Below are 19,300 nucleotides of genomic sequence, written 5' to 3' on the forward strand. Positions count from 1 at the left end.
ATCAAAAACTGATCTTCTGGGTTCATTAACTCTTTTTTAACTCTTCAATTTCTTCTTTGAAACCTGCTGATAGGATAGGGAAGCGGCACCATGTCCGAGGATCCACATTGAATTCGTCCAGATGAAAGGCAGGGGCCAAACGCTCTCTTTTCCATTGGTTTCTACTCCAAAGTCTGTAAAACTTGATGATGTGTGTTTTTAACAAGTCTCTACTTTCCAGATTTCGAGATTGCAGATCATGGAATACTTGGACTGGTGATTTATGATCTCTAATGGCAAGTTTTTCGATTTCTACCATGATATGATAGGGCATCAAATCATCTTCATCCGTTTGGTTTTGGTCTGAAGGTCTAAGCTCGGCAGTAGGAGGAAGCGCATTAATCGGAGCAAGGCCTACATACCCTAATTCGGCTTCCGCATACTTCAGCCACGTTCGAATGAAGTGCTTATCTACACTTGAAATAGGGGCGAGGCTACCGCTTGTGTCTCCATCCATGGTTGCGTAGCCTACATCACCCTCACTTCGGTTCGAAGTTGTTAGTAGTAAGGTATTGGTGATGTTGGTGAGCATCCAGATAATCGGACTCCTGGCCCTTGCCTGAATATTTTGTAAGGCTAAATCATCGTCTTCCCAATTCAATTCCCGCCCTAAGACACGCTCAATGGTCTGAGTATATGCATCGACTGATTTGTCAATCGTCCAGTCGAAGAACTTCGCACCAATAGACTCTGCCAAGGTTTTGGCAGCGTTCAGTGTTGCTGCAGATGAGTTGATCGTACCTTGGTAAGCAGTATTAAAAAGCTTACCGACTATCTCTTTTTCATTTAAATCTGAGAACTCAGATTTGCCGATGGCCTTTAGGAAACCCATTTTACCCAGCTCCTCAATACCTCTTTTGACCATCTCCGCTACCATAACAGCACAGGTTGCAGAATCTGCCCCACCACTCAGTGATAGTGTATATCCTTTACTTCCACTTTTCCTCAGGTAATCAAATAAGGCTAGAGCAGTGGCTTTTGGGAATTCTTCCTCCTTAGGTTCAATTGGAGAAACAAGACTTTCTTGAGGAGCCTTGTTTTCATTGGGAGCAATATCGACCCATTTCAATTGGCTGGATTGGAAAGAAAGTAATTCGTTTCGAAGGTACATTTGGCCCTCCTGAGCCACAATGATTTCCCCATCATAGATCATCCTGCCGGCTTCATTACCTAAAAGGTTAGCATATACATAAGTGCATTCAAAGCTTTTTGAGGATTCAGTGACCAGATGGATGCGGTCGAGCGTCTTTTGCATAGCAAAATGACTTGCACTGGGATTAAGGATTAAGTTGACTCCTTTATCGAATAATCGGCAGGCGGGTCTATCAGGGCCTCTCCAAGCGTCTTCACAAATCTCAAAACCAATCTTCCAATCTTCGAAGTCGAAAGTTATATCACCGATGGGGTAGTTTTCTCCAAATAGTTCTATGCGGTCTTCCTGCTCATTGGGCCACGGGTTAAACCATCTCGGTTCATAGTGAACACCATCCAAGGCCATATACTGCTTAGCATACACTCCCAGAATTTGTTTGTTGTGAACGACAACGGAGCAATTATAGAGCTTTCCATTATGCCGAATGGGAAGGTTTAAAGTGGTTAGGAGTTCTTCAGTTTCCTCAATGAGTTCAGGGAGGTAGGTCAAAGCCTTCTCGGGCAACCATTCACTTAAGAAGATATCTTCGCATCCGTAACCGGTCACAGACAGTTCTGGCAGGCATAGTATTTCTACTTTAGCCGCCCTTGCTTCTCTAAGTACTTTTTTGAGGTTAGCAACATTGCCAGCCCAATCAAGGGGTGTTTGATTGACAGTACCTCCAGCAATTCTATACCTGCGCATTACTCCAGCTCTAAAATGATACAAGCCTCACGAGCAGCATCTTGTTCGGCTTTCTTCTTACTTAAACCATGCCCCTTAGCAATTGGTTCTTGGTCAATGGACACCTGGATAATGAATTCTTTATAATGTCCCTTGTCAATTGTTTGTATGTGATCAAAACTAGGGGTTTTAGTGTTTTTCTGCGACCACTCAATAAGCTTGCTTTTGTAGTTCTTGGTAGTGTTGATAATTTCCTCAAGGTCAAAGTGGGGTTGGAGTAACTTCTGTTTTATGAAGCTACTAGCAAACCTGAATCCTCTGTCTATGTAGATTGCACCAACTAATGCCTCCAACGCGTTGCCATAGAGTGACTTATGAGAATTTGGTGTTTTTCTCTTCTTGTCAAACTTGACGATCTGGGGTACACCTATTGTTCTGGCTACATTGTTAAGTGAATCTCTGCTGACTATCCTGGACCTCAATTCTGTTAGGAAGCCTTCATCTTTAAAGGGGAATTTTTTGAACAGGTACTCGGCAACCACCATCCCCAAGACTGCATCACCCAAGTATTCAAGACGTTCATTGGACTCCTTGAAGCCTTGTTTTACCGATCGTGCCACAGAAGTGTGTTGTACGGCAATTTGATAAGGCTTTAAATTAAACGGCTTGCTACCGACTATCATTTTGATAGAGGCAGCAAGCCGTTTTTCTTCTTTTGAATACCTTTTAAAAACTGATCTTAAACGGTTAGTTAACCGAGGCATTAATCAATTTTTCTAAAAACCACTGATGTATTGTGTCCACCAAAACCGAAAGTATTGCTGAGTGCAGCTCTAATTTCACGTTTTTGGGCCTTGTTAAAAGTAAAGTTCAACCTCGGGTCAAATCTCTCATCATCAGTAAAGTGATTAATGGTTGGCGGTACAATTTGATTTTCTATTGCCTTAATACTAGCAATGGCCTCAATAGCACCGGCAGCTCCCAGAAGGTGACCTGTCATAGACTTGGTGGAACTGATGTTTAAGTTGTAAGCATGCTCTCCAAATACCCTTTCAATCGCAATTACCTCACTGACATCACCGAGTGGAGTAGAGGTTCCATGTACATTAATATAATCTACATCCTCAGGTTTCATTTGTGCGTCTTCCAGCACATTCAACATTACATTGTATGCACCTAGACCTTCAGGGTGTGGTGCAGTAATGTGATAAGCATCAGCTGACATGCCACCGCCAACAAGTTCTGCGTAGATTTTAGCGCCTCTGGCTTTTGCATGCTCATATTCTTCAAGAATGATTGCTCCGGAACCTTCTCCTAATACAAAACCATCTCTGTCTTTGTCAAAAGGTCTAGATGCGGTTTCTGGTGAATCGTTTCGCTCTGAGAGTGCTCTCATAGCGTTAAATCCTCCCATTCCTGCCTCAACAACAGAAGCTTCAGAACCTCCAGTGATCATTACTTTTGCCTTGCCTAATTTAATATAGGTCATAGCATCGATCATGGCGTTTGTAGCAGATGCACAAGCAGATACTGTTACAAAGTTAGGGCCATGAAAACCATATTTCATCGAGATCATTCCAGCCGATATGTCTGAAATCATCTTAGGAATGAAGAATGGGTTAAATCTTGGGTTTTTGTCGCCACTGACAAAGCCTTCGACTTCTTCTTGAAAAGTTTTCAACCCACCAATTCCAGAACCCCAGATAACTCCAGCTTTTAACCTATCAATCTTTTCAAGGTCTAAACCAGAATCCTCAATGGCCTCTTTGGAAGTGATCATTGCATACTGGGTAAAAGCATCCATTTTCCTCATCTCTTTGCGATCAAAGTGATCTAAAGGATCATAGTTTTTTACCTCGCAGGCAAACTTGGTCTTAAATTTTTCGGGATCGAATCTTGTGATCGGGCCGGCTCCACTTACACCTTTAATCAGGTTATTCCAGTAATCATTTAGATTGTTGCCTAATGGTGTAAGTGCGCCAAGTCCAGTGACTACAACTCGCTTTAGTTGCATATATGAGTCGTAATAGTAAGGGTAAATTATTATGCGTTTGCTTCCAGGTAAGAGATTGCATCACCTACGGTAGCAATATTCTCAGCTTGGTCATCAGGAATAGAAATATTGAATTCTTTTTCGAATTCCATAATCAATTCCACCGTGTCAAGAGAATCAGCGCCTAAATCATTCGTAAAGCTAGCCTCTGGCGTAACTTCAGAATCTTCAACACCTAATTTATCAATAATGATACTCTTAACTTTTGATGCTATTTCTGACATTTTGGATAAAATTTTAGTTAAAACTCGATGCAAAGAAATGCAATTTGCGGTTAATGTCAAACAAATTTTTTAATCTTGTCTGAGTCCCTCAACGGGGTGAATTTTGATAGTTATGGCTAAAAAAAAGCTACAAGTCACATATGATTATGACTTTACATTGTTGGCGCTTAACGCGAATGTAAAACCATATAGATTGGCATGGAGCATCAATAAGGACTTGAAACTTAATCTATCAAAATCTGACAATATAGAAATTGATTTTAAATCGGGGAGGGAGCTCAACGTAGTTAATTATATAGATGTGGGTGAGTACCGCACAATAAGGTTGTTGCGTAATAGAGCTGAGGAAAGTGAAGAGCAGTTTGACGCTTTTCTTATTCCTGAGTTGAAGAATTTTGACTACTTCTTACTTTTGGAAAACGAATCCAATACTTTCGATGAGAATGCTTTTATAAGCAAGATCAAAGAAATACCTTTCGTGCAATTTGCCACAAAAGTGGCAACCGAAGCATTAAAATCCAGAGATAACCTGATATTCTAATATGGGTCACGAGACAGTGAATAAGCGAGCCAAGATTGTGGCTACAGTAGGGCCAGCGAGTAGGTCCAAAGAAATGTTAACAGAACTAGCCAAAGCTGGTGTAAATGTGTTTAGACTGAATTTCTCCCATGGTGAGCATGAAGGACATGCCGAAGTTATCCAAAGGATTCGTGAAGTAAACCAAGAATTAGGCACCCATATCTCCATACTTCAAGACCTTCAAGGGCCTAAGATCAGGGTGGAGAGTGTAGAAAACGGAGAAGTTTTTATTCAGCCAGGTGATGAGATTGTGATCACAAATGAGTCCTGTGAAGGGACGGCCCAACGCGTAAGTACCTCGTATCAAAGTCTACCCAATGATGTGAATATTGGGGATATGATCTTGATTGATGATGGTAACCTAGAATTAGTTGTTAAAGGCGTTAGTGGTGGCGATGTAATCTGTGAGGTAAAATATGGTGGCTCTTTGAAATCAAGAAAAGGGATCAATTTACCTTTTACCAAGGTCTCTGCTCCGGCCCTTACAGAGAAGGATATCGTAGATTTAGCCTTTGGTATTGAGCAGGGAGTGGATTGGATTGCACTTTCATTTGTCCGTTCCGCTGAAGATATCGTTGACCTTAAAAATAGAATTTCAACCTCTGGAAAAGACATACGTGTAGTGTCTAAGATTGAAAAGCCAGAAGCCCTTCAAAACATTGATGAAATAATTGCTGAATCAGATGCGCTAATGGTGGCCAGGGGAGACCTAGGGGTAGAAATCGTCATGGAAGAAGTTCCAATGGCACAAAAGATGATGGTCGACAAATGTAATAAAGCATCGAAGCCTGTCATTATTGCCACGCAGATGATGGAAAGCATGATCAATAATCCAAGACCTACTCGTGCTGAGACTAATGATGTTGCAAATGCGGTAATGGATGGTGCGGATGCTATGATGTTATCCGCTGAGACTGCGGCTGGTAAGTACCCTCTGGAAACGGTGAATACGATGGCAAGAACCATTGCTTCAGTAGAGCAGTCTGCCAACGTTTATGACAAAGTTGGGATGCCCGTTAGAGAAAGCGAGACATTTATGAACGATAATATTCTCTATGGTGCTTGTAAATTAAGCGACCGTGTGGATGCTAAAGCGATTATCGGAAATACGGTTTCTGGCTATACAGCCTTCAAACTTTCCTCGAGTAGGCCTAAGGCCAAGATTTTTATTTTCACACCTAACGAAAGTCTGCTTACGAAGTTAAGCTTGATTTGGGGTGTCGAAGGTTTCCATTATAACGATTTGGTTTCTACTGATGAAACCTTTAAAGACCAGGAGAATACACTTAAGTCACATGGACATCTGGATAGTGGAGACATCTTCATTACTACAGCTAGTATGCCAATCCATGATAAAGGTAGAACCAATATGCTGAAGCTTAACGTTGCTGACTAAAAGCTTCTAGGATTCTTGACTTTAAGGTGAAAGGTTAATTGACTTATAATTCGATTTGAAGACCATCGTATGCCAGCATGACGTTTTCAGGCAATTCATTATTTACCTCATTGTGTAAGCCCATCCTGTGACTAATATGTGTTAGATAAACCGTTTCAACATCAAGTTCTTCAATGAGGGCCAAGGCTTCAGAAAGCGTTAGATGACTCAAGTGATCTTCTTTTTGAAGCGCATCAAGTATTAGCACCTTAGATCCTTTAATCTTTTCCTTCTCTTTGCTACTAATGGTCTTGGCATCAGTAATGTAGGTGAAGTCCTTAATTCGGAACCCAAAAACCGGAAGCATATAATGTATTACTTCAATTGGGAGAAACTCAATGTTATTAATAACGAAAGGGGTATTCTCTATCTCATGAAGCTGAACCTGAGGTACGCCTGGATATTTGTTTTCATCAAATATGTAAGCAAACTCCCTTTTAAGCTGATTCAGTACTTCTTTTCGACCATAAACTGGCATATCTCGCTTCTGAAGGAAATTGAAGGAGCGAATATCGTCCATTCCTGCTGTGTGATCTTTGTGTTCATGGGTAAAGATCAGCGCGTCTAAAGCGTTTATCCTTTCACGAAGAACTTGTTGTCTGAAGTCCGGACCGGAGTCAATAATAAAGCTATTACCATCTACCTCAATATGTATGGAAACTCGGAGTCTTTTGTCCCGAAAATCTAACGAACGACATACTTCACAATGACATCCAATCACCGGAACACCCTGAGACGTGCCTGATCCAAGAACAGTTATCTTCAAAGCTCGAGTGTAGTTTGGGAAAGCTCAATCAACAAGTTTACGTTCTTTTCACTAAGCGCTTCTTTGTCGATTTCGATAGATTTAAGGATGTCAATTAAGCAGTTAATCTTACCTTCAGTGGTATAGTACTTATTGACGATTGCAATTTTAGTATCATTCAAGAGACAATAACCAGATTTGAAATTGCCCTTTTCATAACGCAACACGTAGTCAGACTCAGCGAAAATATCTTCAAGTTTGTTGAGGAACTGCTTTGTGTAGCGAATTGTCATTAAAAACTTCCAGTATACTTCTTTACTAACTCAATCAGCTTGTCGTAATCGAGCGGTTTCTGCATGTAATCATTCATACCTGCTTCAAAAAAGTCAGAAACTGGCAAATTTTTGGCATTACCTGAAATGCCAATAATAGGTATGTTGGCCTTTTTGGTCTTGCCTGATCGTATCTCTTTAGTCGCGGATAGGCCATCCAAAAGAGGAAGGTTAATATCCATGATGATGAGATCAAAATCCTCTGATTCAAACTTGCTAAGGACTGACTTGCCATCTTTGGCGGAGGTAATCTTGCAGTTCTCAAAAAGTAGAATTTTCTTCAGTAAATTCTGGATTACTGAACTATCCTCAGCCACAAGAACTTTTTTATAGTCCACTTCCGTCATAATGCTCATAAATTAAGATTCAGTTGCGTTGCGTATTCGCTAAAAATTTCACTGGTATAGTCTACGATTTCACTGATTCTTTCGTTGAGAGAGAGATCGTTTTTATTTTTTATATCGCTTTCAAGTAGCCCCACTAACTCTGAAAGCTTGGTAAAACCTAATGACCCAGCATTACCTTTAATGGTATGCAAGATACTCAAAATTTCAGAATCATCGTTTGCATTTTGTAAAAAGAGAAGCTTTTCGTTCAATCTGTTAGTTTCCTCGATGAACTCATTGTACAATTCTATTAATTCTTTCTTGCTAGCGTAGCGCTTAAGCTCATTGACTGTGTTTAAGTCAAAATCTGGAGTTTTATTCTCCTCTTGGCGATTGATCAATTTGGCTGACTCGTCTAGCCAATATTGAACGGTGTTTTTCAGTACTTCAGGTTTGACAGGTTTGGTGATGTAATCGTTAAAACCGAATTCGATAAATTTATCCCGATCAGCAGCGTCAGAATACGCTGTTATGGCAAGGATAGGTGTATTCAACCCAACTTCCTCTCTCATCTTATTATAACATTCAAAGCCATCCATATTCGGCATCTGAATGTCAATTAAAGCAAGATCTATGCTCTTTGAACTAGCATACGACAACCCTTCAAAACCATTTTCGGCCAGATAGACTTTCCTGTTTAAGTTCTTTAATACTGTTTTGACATATTTTCGGTTGATCTCATTATCGTCAACAACCAAAATTGTCCCTTTGGTATTCCTCATTAGCGCGCGTTATATCAATTATAATATATTTACGGCTAACTTCTAAAGAGCAGCATGTCAAAAAAGTATCTGATCTCTGTTGTAGGCCCTACGGCAGTGGGCAAAACTAGTGTCAGTATACAACTTGCTCAGGCATTGAAAACTGAGGTGCTGTCAGCCGATTCACGCCAGTTTTATCGTGAACTTGAAATTGGGACAGCCAAACCTGATGCCGAAGAACTTATAAAGGTACCCCATCACTTCATTAATTCTCTTTCCATAAATGATTCGTATGACGTAGGTCAATATGAGTCGGAGGCTTTGAAGAAACTCGATGAACTCTTTAAGGAACATGATGCAGTAATCTTGGTAGGAGGATCAGGCCTCTTTGTAGACGCGGTTTGCAATGGCTTGGATGATCTACCTGAAGTGAAGAAAGGTGTAAGGGAAGCTTTGAACAATGAGTTCAAGCGCAATGGTTTAGAGAAACTCAATGAAGAGTTAAAGTCTTTAGATCCTGAATACCATTTGATCGTTGATCAAAAAAACCCTCAAAGAGTCATCAGGGCTTTGGAAGTCATACGATCGACAGGCAAATCTTTTTCTTCCTTTCGCAAGAGAAAACCTGCCCCTAGACCATTTGAAGTCATTAGTATTGGCCTTGAACTTGACCGCCAAGTACTGTATGATCGAATAGATTCGAGAATGGATCAGATGATTGCTGCCGGACTTTTCGAAGAAGCAGAACGCTTTTTGCCCTATTCAGAATTGAACGCGCTCCAGACTGTAGGATATACTGAGATTTTCGGTTTTCTGAAAGGACGATATGATCAGGAAGAAGCGGTTCGTTTACTAAAGCGAAATTCGAGGCGCTATGCTAAACGTCAGCTTACCTGGTTTAAAAGAAATGAGAATACTCAATGGTTTGATCCTAACGATTATACTAAGATTGAAGCCTTCGTGATGAGTAAGTTAGAAGGGTCTAAAACCAAATAATGAAGCTACCATACTTGCAGGAGCTTTCTTTATGAAAGCGTTATACTCGTTAGATACAGACTGAAGTTTTTTAATCAGCTCCTGTTGAGTTTTGTTGGTTTCGAGAAGCTCATCACTCACTTTTTGATCAGATAAACCATTAGCTCCGTTTTCAATTGCAGACATTAATTCTTCTTCTTTTCTATAACTCTGAAAACGATCGGTAGAGGTCTTTTTTAACATTCCTGCTACTTCGGAAAGTGAGGATCCCTCATTTTCTCTGTCGTAACTCAAAACGATATTTTTTCTGACCCCACTATTTCTTGCCATTTCGTCAATGACTTGAGTGAGCCTCGCCTTTCTAGGTTTGATTAGATTGTAAGTGTAGATAGTATATAGCAGTACCAGACCTAGTAGTGCAACGAAAATTGGAACATATCCCATGAAACTAAATTTGAGTTTGACCTAAATTGAAGCTGAAGTAAATTTTTTTTACTAATATTTGCAAGTGGCATTTTGCTGAACTGCAATAATGACCAATCTTTAGGGCAGACAGTGGAAGAAAAAAGAAGGTCAATTCTGATCATTACTTACTACTGGCCTCCTAGCGGAGGTGCAGGTGTACAGCGTTGGCTAAAGTTCAGCAAGTATCTGCCAGAGTTTGGTTGGGATCCTATAGTTTTTACTCCAGAGAATCCCGATTTTGATCAAAAAGATCCTTCTTTAGAGAAGGACATCAATCCAAGTGTAGAAGTTTTGAAGTTTCCAATTTGGGAGCCTTATGGCTTGTTTAAAAGATTGACAGGAAAGAAGGAACTAAAGCAAGGGCAAATCCTAGAAACGGGTAATGACAGCTTGTTCAAGAAAATCGCAGTTTGGATTAGGGGTAATTTGTTTGTGCCAGATCCTAAAAGGTTTTGGAGAAGGCCTTCAGTTAAGTATTTAACGTCTATTCTTGAGACAAATCAGATTAATTATATCATTACTACTGGCCCACCTCACAGCGCCCATTTAATTGGAAGAGACCTCAAATTGAAGAATCCAGCCATTACTTGGATAGCAGACTTTAGAGACCATTGGTCACTGTGGGATATTTTAAAGCAGATGCGGATTACCCCTTTTATCTGGAAGAAACACATGAAGCTCGAACAGGAGGTTTTAAAGATATCAGATGCAATTCTGACTATAGGGCCCTCTGCTGCTAAGGAATTCAGCGCACTAGGGGCAAGGCGCACTCATTATATCACAAATGGTTTTGATCAGGAAGACCTAACGGAAGATGTTGGAAGACCATATAATAAGTTTGTTATCAGTCATGTGGGTATGCTGAGTAAAGATAGAAACCCTGAGAACTTATGGTCCGTACTGGATGAATTATGTCAGGATCAGGCATTTTATGAGGTCTTAAACTTAAAATTGACTGGCATTCTGAGTGCAGAAGTACAGGCTGCTATATCAACGTATCCCAGACTTATGGAAAGGTTGAGCACGCAGGATTCAATACCTCATGATAAGGTTTACGAAGAGTATCTTTCAAGTAACTTATTACTTCTCGTGCAGACCAATGACGATGGTGCGAATTCTCAACTCCCAGGGAAGTTGTTTGAGTACTTAAGTGCAAGAAGACCAATTCTGGCCATTGGAAGGAAGGATAATGATCTTTCGAAGGTTATCCAATCTTGCTCAGTAGGTGAGTCTTTCCAATATGATTCAAGAGAAGGACTGAAAACCTTTGTAAGAAGTGAATTTGAGGACTGGAAGTCTGGTAAGTCCAAATGGCAATTCAGAAATATTGAGCTGTATGAGAGAAGAAATTTGACCAAAAACCTGTCTGAATGGATTTTATCTCTTTGAAATAACTCTTGACAGGGTGGTGCTCAATAAGTGATTCAATTCTGAAGAAACCTTGAGTGCAAAAGTCAATCCAGTTAAGACGATCACAATAGCCAAGGACCTGACAATTATGTCTAAATAGATACTAGGCATTGAAGGCAGGAAGTAGTTGATAACAAGGGTGAGTACGGCAATAATTACGAAAACTATTGAAGAGCGAGTGAAAGGTTGTATTCCAAATTTTGCAAAGACAAAAATATACTTAATGAGATTGAAAAAAAACATTGAAAGGAAGGAGGCAATTGCAGCGCCTTCTATCCCATACTCGGGTATCAACCAAAGATTCAAAAGAATAGTCAAAATGGCTAAGGAGGAAACGGCTACAACATTGAAACGATAGTACTTTGACATTACAATGATCTCCCCATTAGTGCCAAAGGCCATGTCACACAACTTACCCAACGCTATGAACAAGACAACATTGAATCCACCAATATAGCTCTCACGATTTGGTACAAAATGGTAAATGTTCTCAAGGTTAGCCCATATGCCAATGAGCAACAGCGTGCCTATAATCATTTGATTAATTGATGTTTGCTGATATAGTTTTTTTACGGCAGCCATATCGCCTTTATTGAATGATTGAGATAGTAGAGCAGAGCTAATTTGAGTTATCGCCCTTTTGGGCATTTCAACTACAACTCCAATAAAAAAGGCAATAGTATAAATACCAGTAGCTTCTAAGCCAATAGCACCACTGATCATAATACTATCGATTTGCAGAATAATCTGAGTACCACCAGCGCCAATCAGTGAATAGAAACCGTAGTTCAGAATACGCTTTCCAACACCATTTTTTAAAAAAGAGAAGTCGAACTCAAGTGGTAACTGACCCTTTATCCTCAACGTGGATGCCAGACTCAGGAAAACAAAACCATAAATGCCGATGAGCAAATAAACAAGCATCTCAAACGCTATGAACTCAAACCCATAGAATAGCAGGATCACTGTTGTTAAAATCCTAAGACCAACATCTCTGAGGAATGTAGGTGTGACAATTTGTAAGAGACTTCTTGAATAAGCTTCTAAAAGCTGAAACTGTATGATTAAGAATGAAATTAACAGAGTGACTTGAAAGTAGTCGACAAAGAGTTCCGATTCACTTGAGAAATATCCAAAGATACTTGGTCTAAAGATCAATACGACCGCGCAGAGTAGTAAAAAACCCATTAGTCCACCCAAGAGGATTGCACCAGTGAAGCTTTTGTTGTCTTTCTGCTCGGGAAAGAACTTGACTAAACTTTGACCCAAACCGACTTGACCGAATGTGGCAAGTAAATAGGCTGAGCTTTGTATTAGTCTGAAAAGGCCTACTTGTTCTGTTGACAAGAAATAGGGGTAGAGCCAAAGCACGTTGATATAGCCTATAGCAACACCCAAGTAGGCAACAATAGACGATTTTATACTTTGTCGTATTACTATGCCCATTAAGGTTTTCTCCAGATGGTTGTATCAGTGAGGCCTGTGGTGGTGTTCATAGATGGCCATGACTTCAAGGTCTCATGAACTTTTTTGTATCTAAGTCTCTCAGAGTTATCCAAAAGGAGTATACCGCCTGACTTTAGTTTTGGTACAGCCATTTCCGTGCAAGAGACACGGGCTCTTCCATCAATCGACACAAAGTCAATAGACGAGTCATCGTACGAATTTATTGCACGCACATATTTGTTGAAGACTTCATCTTTAACCGGATATTCTTCTCGGGTCAATGATAATTGTGCTTTACTACTCATGTGTTGTTGATCGACTGGCTTATTTGGCAGTACCAAGTCCAGCTTCGCATTAGTGATTTTGAGATCACTAATCATTTCATTTACCTTGTTAAACCAAGGTTCATTATGCTCGATACTATGGATAGTTTTCAAAAGCTTTGAATAGAATATTGTGCTTTTTCCACTGCCATACTCAAAACCAGTCATTTTGTCATTCAGTAGCCCTCTTAATGCTTGAACAGCATCGGGACATATCCAAGGTACGTATTTGTGTTTGCGCAAAAAGCGAGTAAATCTGAACTTCAGAATTGGTCTAAGTAACCTATATCTGATATAGCCCAATTTGCTCTGCGTAATGGCATAATTCTGTGCTGCAAATCTGTTAAGCTCAATATCTGCTTTAACTTCTAAAAACTCTTGCTCTGAAATGGTCATAAGCGATTGGCAAATCTAACAAACCAATCTTCAAGAAAGAATATCTTTGATATTTAGATGCTTTAGTTAATCTTCAATTCATGAAAATCGCCTTCTTTCTTGATCAATCTTTCCCGCCTGATTCAAGAGTTGAGAACGAAGCTTATTCTCTGGTACGTGCTGGGCATCAGGTCGATTTGTTTTCTCTAAATTTTAAGGAGCTAAAGCCCAAGGAGGAAGAAATAAATGGTATCAGAGTACATCGAATTGATGCTTCTGATTTTCTCTACCGACTTTCAGCGCTAGCTTATGATTTGCCTATATTTCATTGGCTTCTCCATTCTAAAATCAAGGCTTTCATAGAAAAGGTCAAGCCTGAAGCACTACATGTACATGACATGCTAATCGCCAAGGCAGTCATGGATATTAATGATAGGTTTTTTCAATTGCCACTTACCCTCGATTTGCATGAGAACCGGCCTGAGATTCTTCAGTTTTACCCACATTTGCAAAGGTTTCCGGGGAAGTATATGATTAATATCGAGAGATGGAGATCTGCCCAGACAAGCCTAATCCAACGAGCCGATCATGTCGTACTTGTAACGCCCGAGGCGATTGATGATGCAATGGCTGCTTCAGGCAGAGAACGTTCTAGTTTTACCGCTGTCGCCAACACCATAGAGCCTGAAATCTATTTTAATTATCCCTTGGATGATCGAATAACTGAAAACCTGAAAGGGTATTTTAATATTGTCTATGTTGGTGATACGGGAATCAGAAGAGGGCTTGATACCGCCATAGCTGCAATGAAGAAAGTGTTAAAGGTTGTTCCTAATGCTCAACTGGTGGTTGTAGGAAAAAGTACTCAGGACGAGCAGTTGAGGCAAATGGTAAGTTCGAAAGGGCTAGAAGAAAATGTATTGTTTGAGGGCTGGCAGGATGTTTCGCTGTTCCCCTCGTATATCGAAAGTGCCTCTGTATGCATTTCACCTTTGCACAGAAATAAGCACCATGACACTACTTTTGCAAATAAGATTTTTCAATACATGGCTGGTACAAAGCCATTAATCGTAAGTGATTGTCCTTCTCAGGAAAATGTAGTCAAAGAAGTGGGGTGTGGTCTTGTCTTCAAAGCCAAGGATGCCGAAGATCTGGCTAATTGTATATTGAAGATTTACCACAATCCTGAAGAGGCTAAACAAATGGGGGAGGCCGGTAAACATGCCGTTATTGAGAAGTATAACTGGAATGAAACCAGCAAGGGACTTCTCGAACTTTATGACTAGACTTTATTTCTTTCTCAAGGATAGGTAAACAGTCCCTAAGAAAGCGAGCAAGGTTAAGATTGAGAAAACCTGCATGAGGGCAGAACCAACGGTGTATATCTTAGGAACAAACTTAAACTCTATGACATGATCACCTGCTGGGACGGACAATGCCCTCAAGATATAGTTCGCCCTGAGCATATCCACTGGCTGACCGTCAATTGTCACTTCGAATCCTTTAGGGTAGTGAATCTCTGAAAACACGGCAAAGCCATCACCGGAATTGCTGGATTCATACTTCCAATAACCAGGGTGATATTCTGTCAATGCTATAGTGCCTGATCCACTTAAGCCAATATTGTCCGGTAACTCATTTCTATTCACAACAGCTTTCGTTTCAGGGTTACTGAGAGCCAAAGTTTGATTGAATTCCTGATCGGTATTTTCTGCGTAGTCAAGTTCAGAAACAAACCAGGCGGTGCCCAATGTATTATTGTTAATCACAACCCCTTGTGGAGTTCCAGGGTTTTTGATCAAGTATTTCGTATTCAACATATTGATCATTGGGAAAGCACGAAAATCTGAGCCACCCGCTTGAATACTCTGTCCTACCCCTGACAGCTCGGTCAGTAATTTATTGTCAATTATTTCCTGATATCTGCGAATCCGCGCTCCATGATAGCCATTGATCAGGTGATGATGGTAAGCAATTTTTCCATTGTAAAACCCAGAGGTCAAATCCAAAACCCTGTCCCCAAGAGATTCATTCTGGTTGATATACTGATCGGCAGGGGTGGCTGCAAAATTTTGTCTGGAGGTAGCTCGATTGAAGTTGTCATCCGAAAGAAACCTTGACCCAACGAGAACTACGTCTAGAGAACCAATCACTACTAAGCCCAAAACAGCTACTGTATTTGAAAGCTTTTCTTTAGCATACAGGTATAATAGAGCAGCAAATACTGTGATAAAACCAAATGCCCTCAAGGCATCACTTCTGAATAAGGCTTTTCGATCCGACCGAACGGCATCCAGGATTACCTCCTGAATTTGCGCGTCAATAGCACCCCTGTAAGTCAGTACTCCAGCGAATAGAGTGAGTAGAAGCGCAAGTCCTCCGGTAGCTCCAAAGGCAATAAAAAGTTTCTTTTGGACCTCTTTGCTAAACCGCTGAGTTAGCAACTTTTCAAGGGCCAGCATTCCTAAAAGAGAAATGCTGAAAATGGGGAGTACAATTGTAAAAGAGACCGACCTAAACTTATTATAGCCCGGGAAATAGTCAAACAAGAAGTTGTTAATGCCCGGCATATTTCGGCCATAGCTTAGTACAATGCCTAAAATGGCCACAGCACTTAGCCAAATCACATATTTTCTTTCGACCAATAGAAGACCTAATACGAAGAGAAAAACCATTACAGCGCCCGCGTAATAGGTAGTTGCTGATTCTTGTCCCCAATAAGTGGGTATCCCGTTTAGAAGGCCCTGAAGTTGGGCGCCATTCACATTGTTTTGTCTTAAGAACTGCGCTAGCTCACCATCCTGGGGGAAAGGTCCGCCTCCACCTAGAGCATTCGGGATAAAGAGAGTAGCAGGGTCCCATATTCCATTGGAATACTGAAAAGCATAGGTCTTACCGAGGCCATCAGTATTCATTTCTTCATTGGATTGTTGAGATAACTCAGTTTTCCCCCGATTAGAGTATTTCCCATATTCATAAGTGGCATAGAACTCTCCGAAAAATGTTCCAATAGCCAGCACAAGTGCAATGACTAATAGACCAAGCCTTTTTGCATACTCATGCATTTGCTTTTCTCTTACCGCATAGATTAATTGAATTAGTCCGTAAATACCGATTACAAATGCGAGGTAATAAGTGATTTGCAGGTGATTCACCCTCAATTGCATAGCAAGTGCGAGAGCTGTAAGACTAGCACCTAGCAGCTTGTTTCTAGTAAAGCAAAGATGCACTCCTCCCATAACCAGAGGCATGAAGGAGACAGCTGAAATCCGGGCATTATGTCCTGCCGTGAGGCCAATGAGGTTATAAGACGAAAGTCCGAATGCAATGGCACCAATTAAGGCGAGATACGGCCTTACTTTAAAGCAAAGCAGCATGATGTAGAAGGACAACATAGAGGCAAAAACTATGCGTACCGGATGTTGAAGGCCTAATGTGAATACAGCATGGATTGCTTTTATAAGCTGATTACCCCATTTTACACTGATGAGATAGGCTGGCATTCCACCGAAAATAGAGTTGGTCCAAAGACCTTCTTTGCCCGTTTGTTCCCGATAATCAAATAGCTCTTGAGCACTGCCCTGCCATTGTATAATGTCACTCTGGAAAAGCGTCTTCTCTTCAAAGAATACAGGTTTGAAAAAGATGATGGTTAAGACTAGGAAAACTATAAGGGCCACTAAGTGTGGTAGTACATCTTTTTGAAAATTGATCTTTATCATTATCGGACCTTTGTAAACCAAGGCCCAATATCTCGATAAGCGGTGTAATACAAAAGGTTTTGTATGCTAAATGAAGGCTTTGGAGCCTTTTATTGCTAGGAAATTTGGCTAATTTTGAGGCCCAAATTGTTGGCAGATATGTTCGAAAGTTTAAGTGGAAAGTTAGATAGAGCCTTTAAGACGTTAAAAGGTCAAGGAAAGATCACCGAGATCAATGTTGCGACTACGGTTAAAGAGATTAGACGTGCATTAATCGATGCGGATGTTAACTATAAGGTAGCCAAGGAAGTAACTGATAAAATCAAGCAAGAAGCGCTCGGAAGGGACGTGCTTATCTCCGTTTCTCCAGGTCAATTGTTGACGAAGATCGTCAGCGAAGAGTTGACTGAAATGATGGGAGGACAGAAGGCTGATATGTCTGTTCAGGGCGACCCTGCGGTAATCCTAATTTCAGGTCTACAAGGTTCTGGTAAAACTACTTTTTCCGGTAAGCTGGCTAAAATGCTTAAGTCTCAAGGGCGTCAGGTTTTATTGACAGCCTGTGATATTTACCGCCCTGCAGCGATTGACCAATTGAAGGTCTTAGGTGAGCAGATTGAGGTAGACGTTTATGCTGAGCCAGAGAATAAGAACGCTGTTGAAATTGCCAACAATGCCATTAAGCATGCCAAGGCACATGGAAAGAAAATAGTCATTGTCGATACTGCCGGACGTTTGGCAGTTGATGAGCAAATGATGCAGGAGATTGAGCAGCTCAAGTCAGCTGTGAGTCCGTCTGAGACTTTGTTTGTTGTAGATTCAATGACTGGACAGGACGCTGTCAATACTGCCAAGACCTTTAATGAAAGACTCGATTTTGATGGGGTTGTCTTAACAAAGCTTGACGGTGATTCACGTGGTGGTGCCGCCCTTTCTATCAGAAATGTGGTCGAGAAACCGATCAAATTCATTTCAACAGGGGAGAAGATGGAAGCCATTGATGTTTTCCATCCCGATCGTATGGCTAACCGAATCCTCGGTATGGGCGATGTTGTCTCTTTAGTTGAAAAGGCACAGCAGTCTTTCGATGAAGAGGAAGCTAAGAAACTAAACAAGAAGATTCGCCAGAATAAATTCGATTTTGACGATTTCCTGTCTCAACTAGAGCAGATTAAGAAAATGGGTAACCTCAAGGACTTGATGGGAATGATCCCGGGTATGGGGAAAGCCTTGAAGGGTGTTGACCTTGATGACGATTCCTTCAAGCCGATCGAGGCGATTATCAAATCCATGACCAAAGAAGAACGTGCTAATCCGGAGTTAATGAATGGTAGCCGTAGAAAACGTATTGCAACAGGTTCTGGTACTTCAATTCAGCAGGTGAACAACCTTATGAAGCAGTTTGCAGACATGCGAAAGATGATGAAAGCCATGAACAAGATGGGTGGTAAACGCGCGATGTCAGGCTTGGCCAATATGATGGGCAATAGATAACTATCTGTCACTCGCAGATTCTGCCTTCAGACCTTTTGAATCCTTATAAGATTCCCATTTGATCCAAGCAAGCTGGTTATCAAAGTCTTTGGTTTGAAATGTGATTTTGAAGTGCTTCGACTTGTCATCAAAGCCTTTGAAGTCTTCTGAGGTTTGTGTGTATAGACTATCAGGCTTTCTGCTAACGTCATATTTGATATCCAAGTCCTGACGATCCCATTTCAAGCTGAAAGCGTCTAGCTTTTCATTTACCTGATACTTGCCATCTCTTTTCACAAGGACCTTCTCTGTTTCCAGTAGTTTCTTGTTATGATAGTCTGCCATTTGGATCTTGGCATTGCCGTATCTTCGTAAAAACTCATCGGTTTTGTCCTCTCGCAAATAGACCTGAATTTTTACTAATAGACTATCGATATAATAAAGGTTGATATCGTCAATCTCATGAGATTCCGCCAGATAATCTATTCTATCCAATCGAAAGATGTTGAAGTCTTCAGTGTAGAACTCCCCATAATGTTTGAAGACAAAATTATCCAAGTCTTCAATTCTTTGATTTAGGGCTAATGAGGAGAACTCAAATTTATATGATGGAATATCAGCTTCAACAATGGCTCTTTTTTCCCTTTCTACCTCTTTCGGCATTGGGATTTCCTCTTGTTCTTCTTCAACTTCTTTTGGTTTGGAACAACTTAATCCAATCATCAGAAGGGAAACGATCAATGTGAGCGAGGTAAGTCTTTTCATTTCAACTAAATTCTTCGTTAATCTAAAACATTGATAAGTTCTATGCAAGTAATATC

General features: G+C 40.6%; 19 protein-coding genes. 6 read left to right on the forward strand and 13 right to left on the reverse strand.

Going from position 1 to position 19,300, the window contains the following annotated elements; translation table 11 throughout:
- Nucleotides 1-25: 25 nt before the first annotated feature.
- The 4 genes from nadE to BFP97_RS01870 are packed head-to-tail and all read right to left on the reverse strand — an operon-like array spanning nucleotide 26 to nucleotide 4,132.
- Entirely contained in the window at nucleotides 26-1,876 is a 1,851-nt protein-coding gene (gene nadE / locus BFP97_RS01855) for an NAD(+) synthase (protein WP_069840786.1), read from the reverse strand.
- Nucleotides 1,876-2,619: a ribonuclease III gene (gene rnc, locus BFP97_RS01860; protein ID WP_069840787.1), complete on the reverse strand. Its 744-nt coding sequence runs from the start codon at nucleotides 2,617-2,619 to the stop codon at nucleotides 1,876-1,878. Before rnc ends, nadE begins: the two co-directional genes overlap by 1 nt.
- On the reverse strand, nucleotides 2,619-3,869 hold the full coding sequence (gene fabF, locus BFP97_RS01865; RefSeq protein ID WP_069840788.1) for a beta-ketoacyl-ACP synthase II: 1,251 nt from the start codon (nucleotides 3,867-3,869) through the stop codon (nucleotides 2,619-2,621). Before fabF ends, rnc begins: the two co-directional genes overlap by 1 nt.
- 29 nt (nucleotides 3,870-3,898) lie before the next feature.
- Nucleotides 3,899-4,132 carry an acyl carrier protein gene (locus BFP97_RS01870; RefSeq protein ID WP_069840789.1) on the reverse strand — a complete coding sequence of 78 codons (234 nt, stop codon included), beginning with the start codon at nucleotides 4,130-4,132 and terminating at the stop codon, nucleotides 3,899-3,901.
- A 112-nt stretch (nucleotides 4,133-4,244) separates the two neighbouring features.
- Between BFP97_RS01870 and BFP97_RS01875 the strand changes: the two genes are divergently transcribed.
- Together BFP97_RS01875 and pyk are read left to right on the forward strand one after the other, a co-directional pair.
- Nucleotides 4,245-4,673: an IPExxxVDY family protein gene (locus BFP97_RS01875; RefSeq protein WP_069840790.1), complete on the forward strand. Its 429-nt coding sequence runs from the start codon at nucleotides 4,245-4,247 to the stop codon at nucleotides 4,671-4,673.
- A 1-nt stretch (nucleotide 4,674) separates the two neighbouring features.
- Nucleotides 4,675-6,108: a pyruvate kinase gene (gene pyk, locus BFP97_RS01880; RefSeq protein WP_069840791.1), complete on the forward strand. Its 1,434-nt coding sequence runs from the start codon at nucleotides 4,675-4,677 to the stop codon at nucleotides 6,106-6,108.
- Nucleotides 6,109-6,151: 43 nt separating this feature from the next.
- Here the strand turns inward: pyk and BFP97_RS01885 are convergent, their stop codons facing one another.
- From BFP97_RS01885 to BFP97_RS01900, 4 genes are read right to left on the reverse strand one after another with little or no spacing between them, the layout of a single operon-like run.
- The gene (locus tag BFP97_RS01885; protein ID WP_069840792.1) at nucleotides 6,152-6,913 is read right to left on the reverse strand and encodes an MBL fold metallo-hydrolase; all 762 of its coding nucleotides are present in this window, start codon (nucleotides 6,911-6,913) and stop codon (nucleotides 6,152-6,154) included.
- Nucleotides 6,910-7,185 carry a hypothetical protein gene (locus BFP97_RS01890; protein ID WP_069840793.1) on the reverse strand — a complete coding sequence of 92 codons (276 nt, stop codon included), beginning with the start codon at nucleotides 7,183-7,185 and terminating at the stop codon, nucleotides 6,910-6,912. The genes BFP97_RS01885 and BFP97_RS01890 overlap by 4 nt, the downstream gene beginning before the upstream one ends.
- Nucleotides 7,185-7,571, reverse strand: a complete 387-nt coding sequence (locus BFP97_RS01895; protein WP_069844157.1) for a response regulator — start codon at nucleotides 7,569-7,571, stop codon at nucleotides 7,185-7,187. Before BFP97_RS01895 ends, BFP97_RS01890 begins: the two co-directional genes overlap by 1 nt.
- A 5-nt stretch (nucleotides 7,572-7,576) precedes the next feature.
- Complete coding sequence (locus BFP97_RS01900; protein ID WP_069840794.1) at nucleotides 7,577-8,332, reverse strand: response regulator; 756 nt, start codon at nucleotides 8,330-8,332, stop codon at nucleotides 7,577-7,579.
- 54 nt (nucleotides 8,333-8,386) lie between these two features.
- On the opposite strand from BFP97_RS01900, the gene miaA reads away from it, so the two are divergent.
- On the forward strand, nucleotides 8,387-9,307 hold the full coding sequence (miaA, locus tag BFP97_RS01905; RefSeq protein WP_069840795.1) for a tRNA (adenosine(37)-N6)-dimethylallyltransferase MiaA: 921 nt from the start codon (nucleotides 8,387-8,389) through the stop codon (nucleotides 9,305-9,307).
- On the opposite strand, the gene BFP97_RS01910 is transcribed toward miaA, so the two are convergent.
- On the reverse strand, nucleotides 9,284-9,730 hold the full coding sequence (locus tag BFP97_RS01910; RefSeq protein ID WP_069840796.1) for a hypothetical protein: 447 nt from the start codon (nucleotides 9,728-9,730) through the stop codon (nucleotides 9,284-9,286). The two genes, miaA and BFP97_RS01910, sit on opposite strands and share 24 nt — an antisense overlap.
- A gap of 111 nt (nucleotides 9,731-9,841) precedes the next feature.
- Between BFP97_RS01910 and BFP97_RS01915 the strand changes: the two genes are divergently transcribed.
- The gene (locus BFP97_RS01915) at nucleotides 9,842-11,140 is read left to right on the forward strand and encodes a hypothetical protein (protein WP_069844158.1); all 1,299 of its coding nucleotides are present in this window, start codon (nucleotides 9,842-9,844) and stop codon (nucleotides 11,138-11,140) included.
- On the opposite strand, the gene BFP97_RS01920 is transcribed toward BFP97_RS01915, so the two are convergent.
- Both BFP97_RS01920 and BFP97_RS01925 read right to left on the reverse strand, forming a co-directional pair.
- The gene (locus tag BFP97_RS01920; protein WP_069840797.1) at nucleotides 11,129-12,607 is read right to left on the reverse strand and encodes a lipopolysaccharide biosynthesis protein; all 1,479 of its coding nucleotides are present in this window, start codon (nucleotides 12,605-12,607) and stop codon (nucleotides 11,129-11,131) included. The genes BFP97_RS01915 and BFP97_RS01920 overlap by 12 nt on opposite strands.
- The gene (locus BFP97_RS01925; protein ID WP_069840798.1) at nucleotides 12,607-13,326 is read right to left on the reverse strand and encodes a hypothetical protein; all 720 of its coding nucleotides are present in this window, start codon (nucleotides 13,324-13,326) and stop codon (nucleotides 12,607-12,609) included. The genes BFP97_RS01920 and BFP97_RS01925 overlap by 1 nt, the downstream gene beginning before the upstream one ends.
- Nucleotides 13,327-13,406: 80 nt before the next feature.
- Between BFP97_RS01925 and BFP97_RS01930 the strand changes: the two genes are divergently transcribed.
- A complete protein-coding gene (locus BFP97_RS01930) occupies nucleotides 13,407-14,591 on the forward strand; it encodes a glycosyltransferase family 4 protein (RefSeq protein WP_069840799.1) in 1,185 nt (394 codons plus the stop codon).
- Nucleotides 14,592-14,594: 3 nt separating this feature from the next.
- Here BFP97_RS01930 and BFP97_RS01935 read toward each other — a convergent pair whose 3' ends face one another.
- Nucleotides 14,595-17,027 carry a YfhO family protein gene (locus BFP97_RS01935; protein ID WP_083262382.1) on the reverse strand — a complete coding sequence of 811 codons (2,433 nt, stop codon included), beginning with the start codon at nucleotides 17,025-17,027 and terminating at the stop codon, nucleotides 14,595-14,597.
- Between the two features lie 138 nt (nucleotides 17,028-17,165).
- Between BFP97_RS01935 and ffh the strand changes: the two genes are divergently transcribed.
- Entirely contained in the window at nucleotides 17,166-18,500 is a 1,335-nt protein-coding gene (ffh, locus tag BFP97_RS01940) for a signal recognition particle protein (RefSeq protein ID WP_069840800.1), read from the forward strand.
- Here the strand turns inward: ffh and BFP97_RS01945 are convergent, their stop codons facing one another.
- Nucleotides 18,501-19,244, reverse strand: a complete 744-nt coding sequence (locus tag BFP97_RS01945) for a hypothetical protein (RefSeq protein WP_069840801.1) — start codon at nucleotides 19,242-19,244, stop codon at nucleotides 18,501-18,503.
- Nucleotides 19,245-19,300: the final 56 nt, after the last annotated feature.

The sequence above is a fragment of the Roseivirga sp. 4D4 genome (genome assembly GCF_001747095.1).
In the GTDB taxonomy this organism is placed as follows: domain Bacteria; phylum Bacteroidota; class Bacteroidia; order Cytophagales; family Cyclobacteriaceae; genus Roseivirga.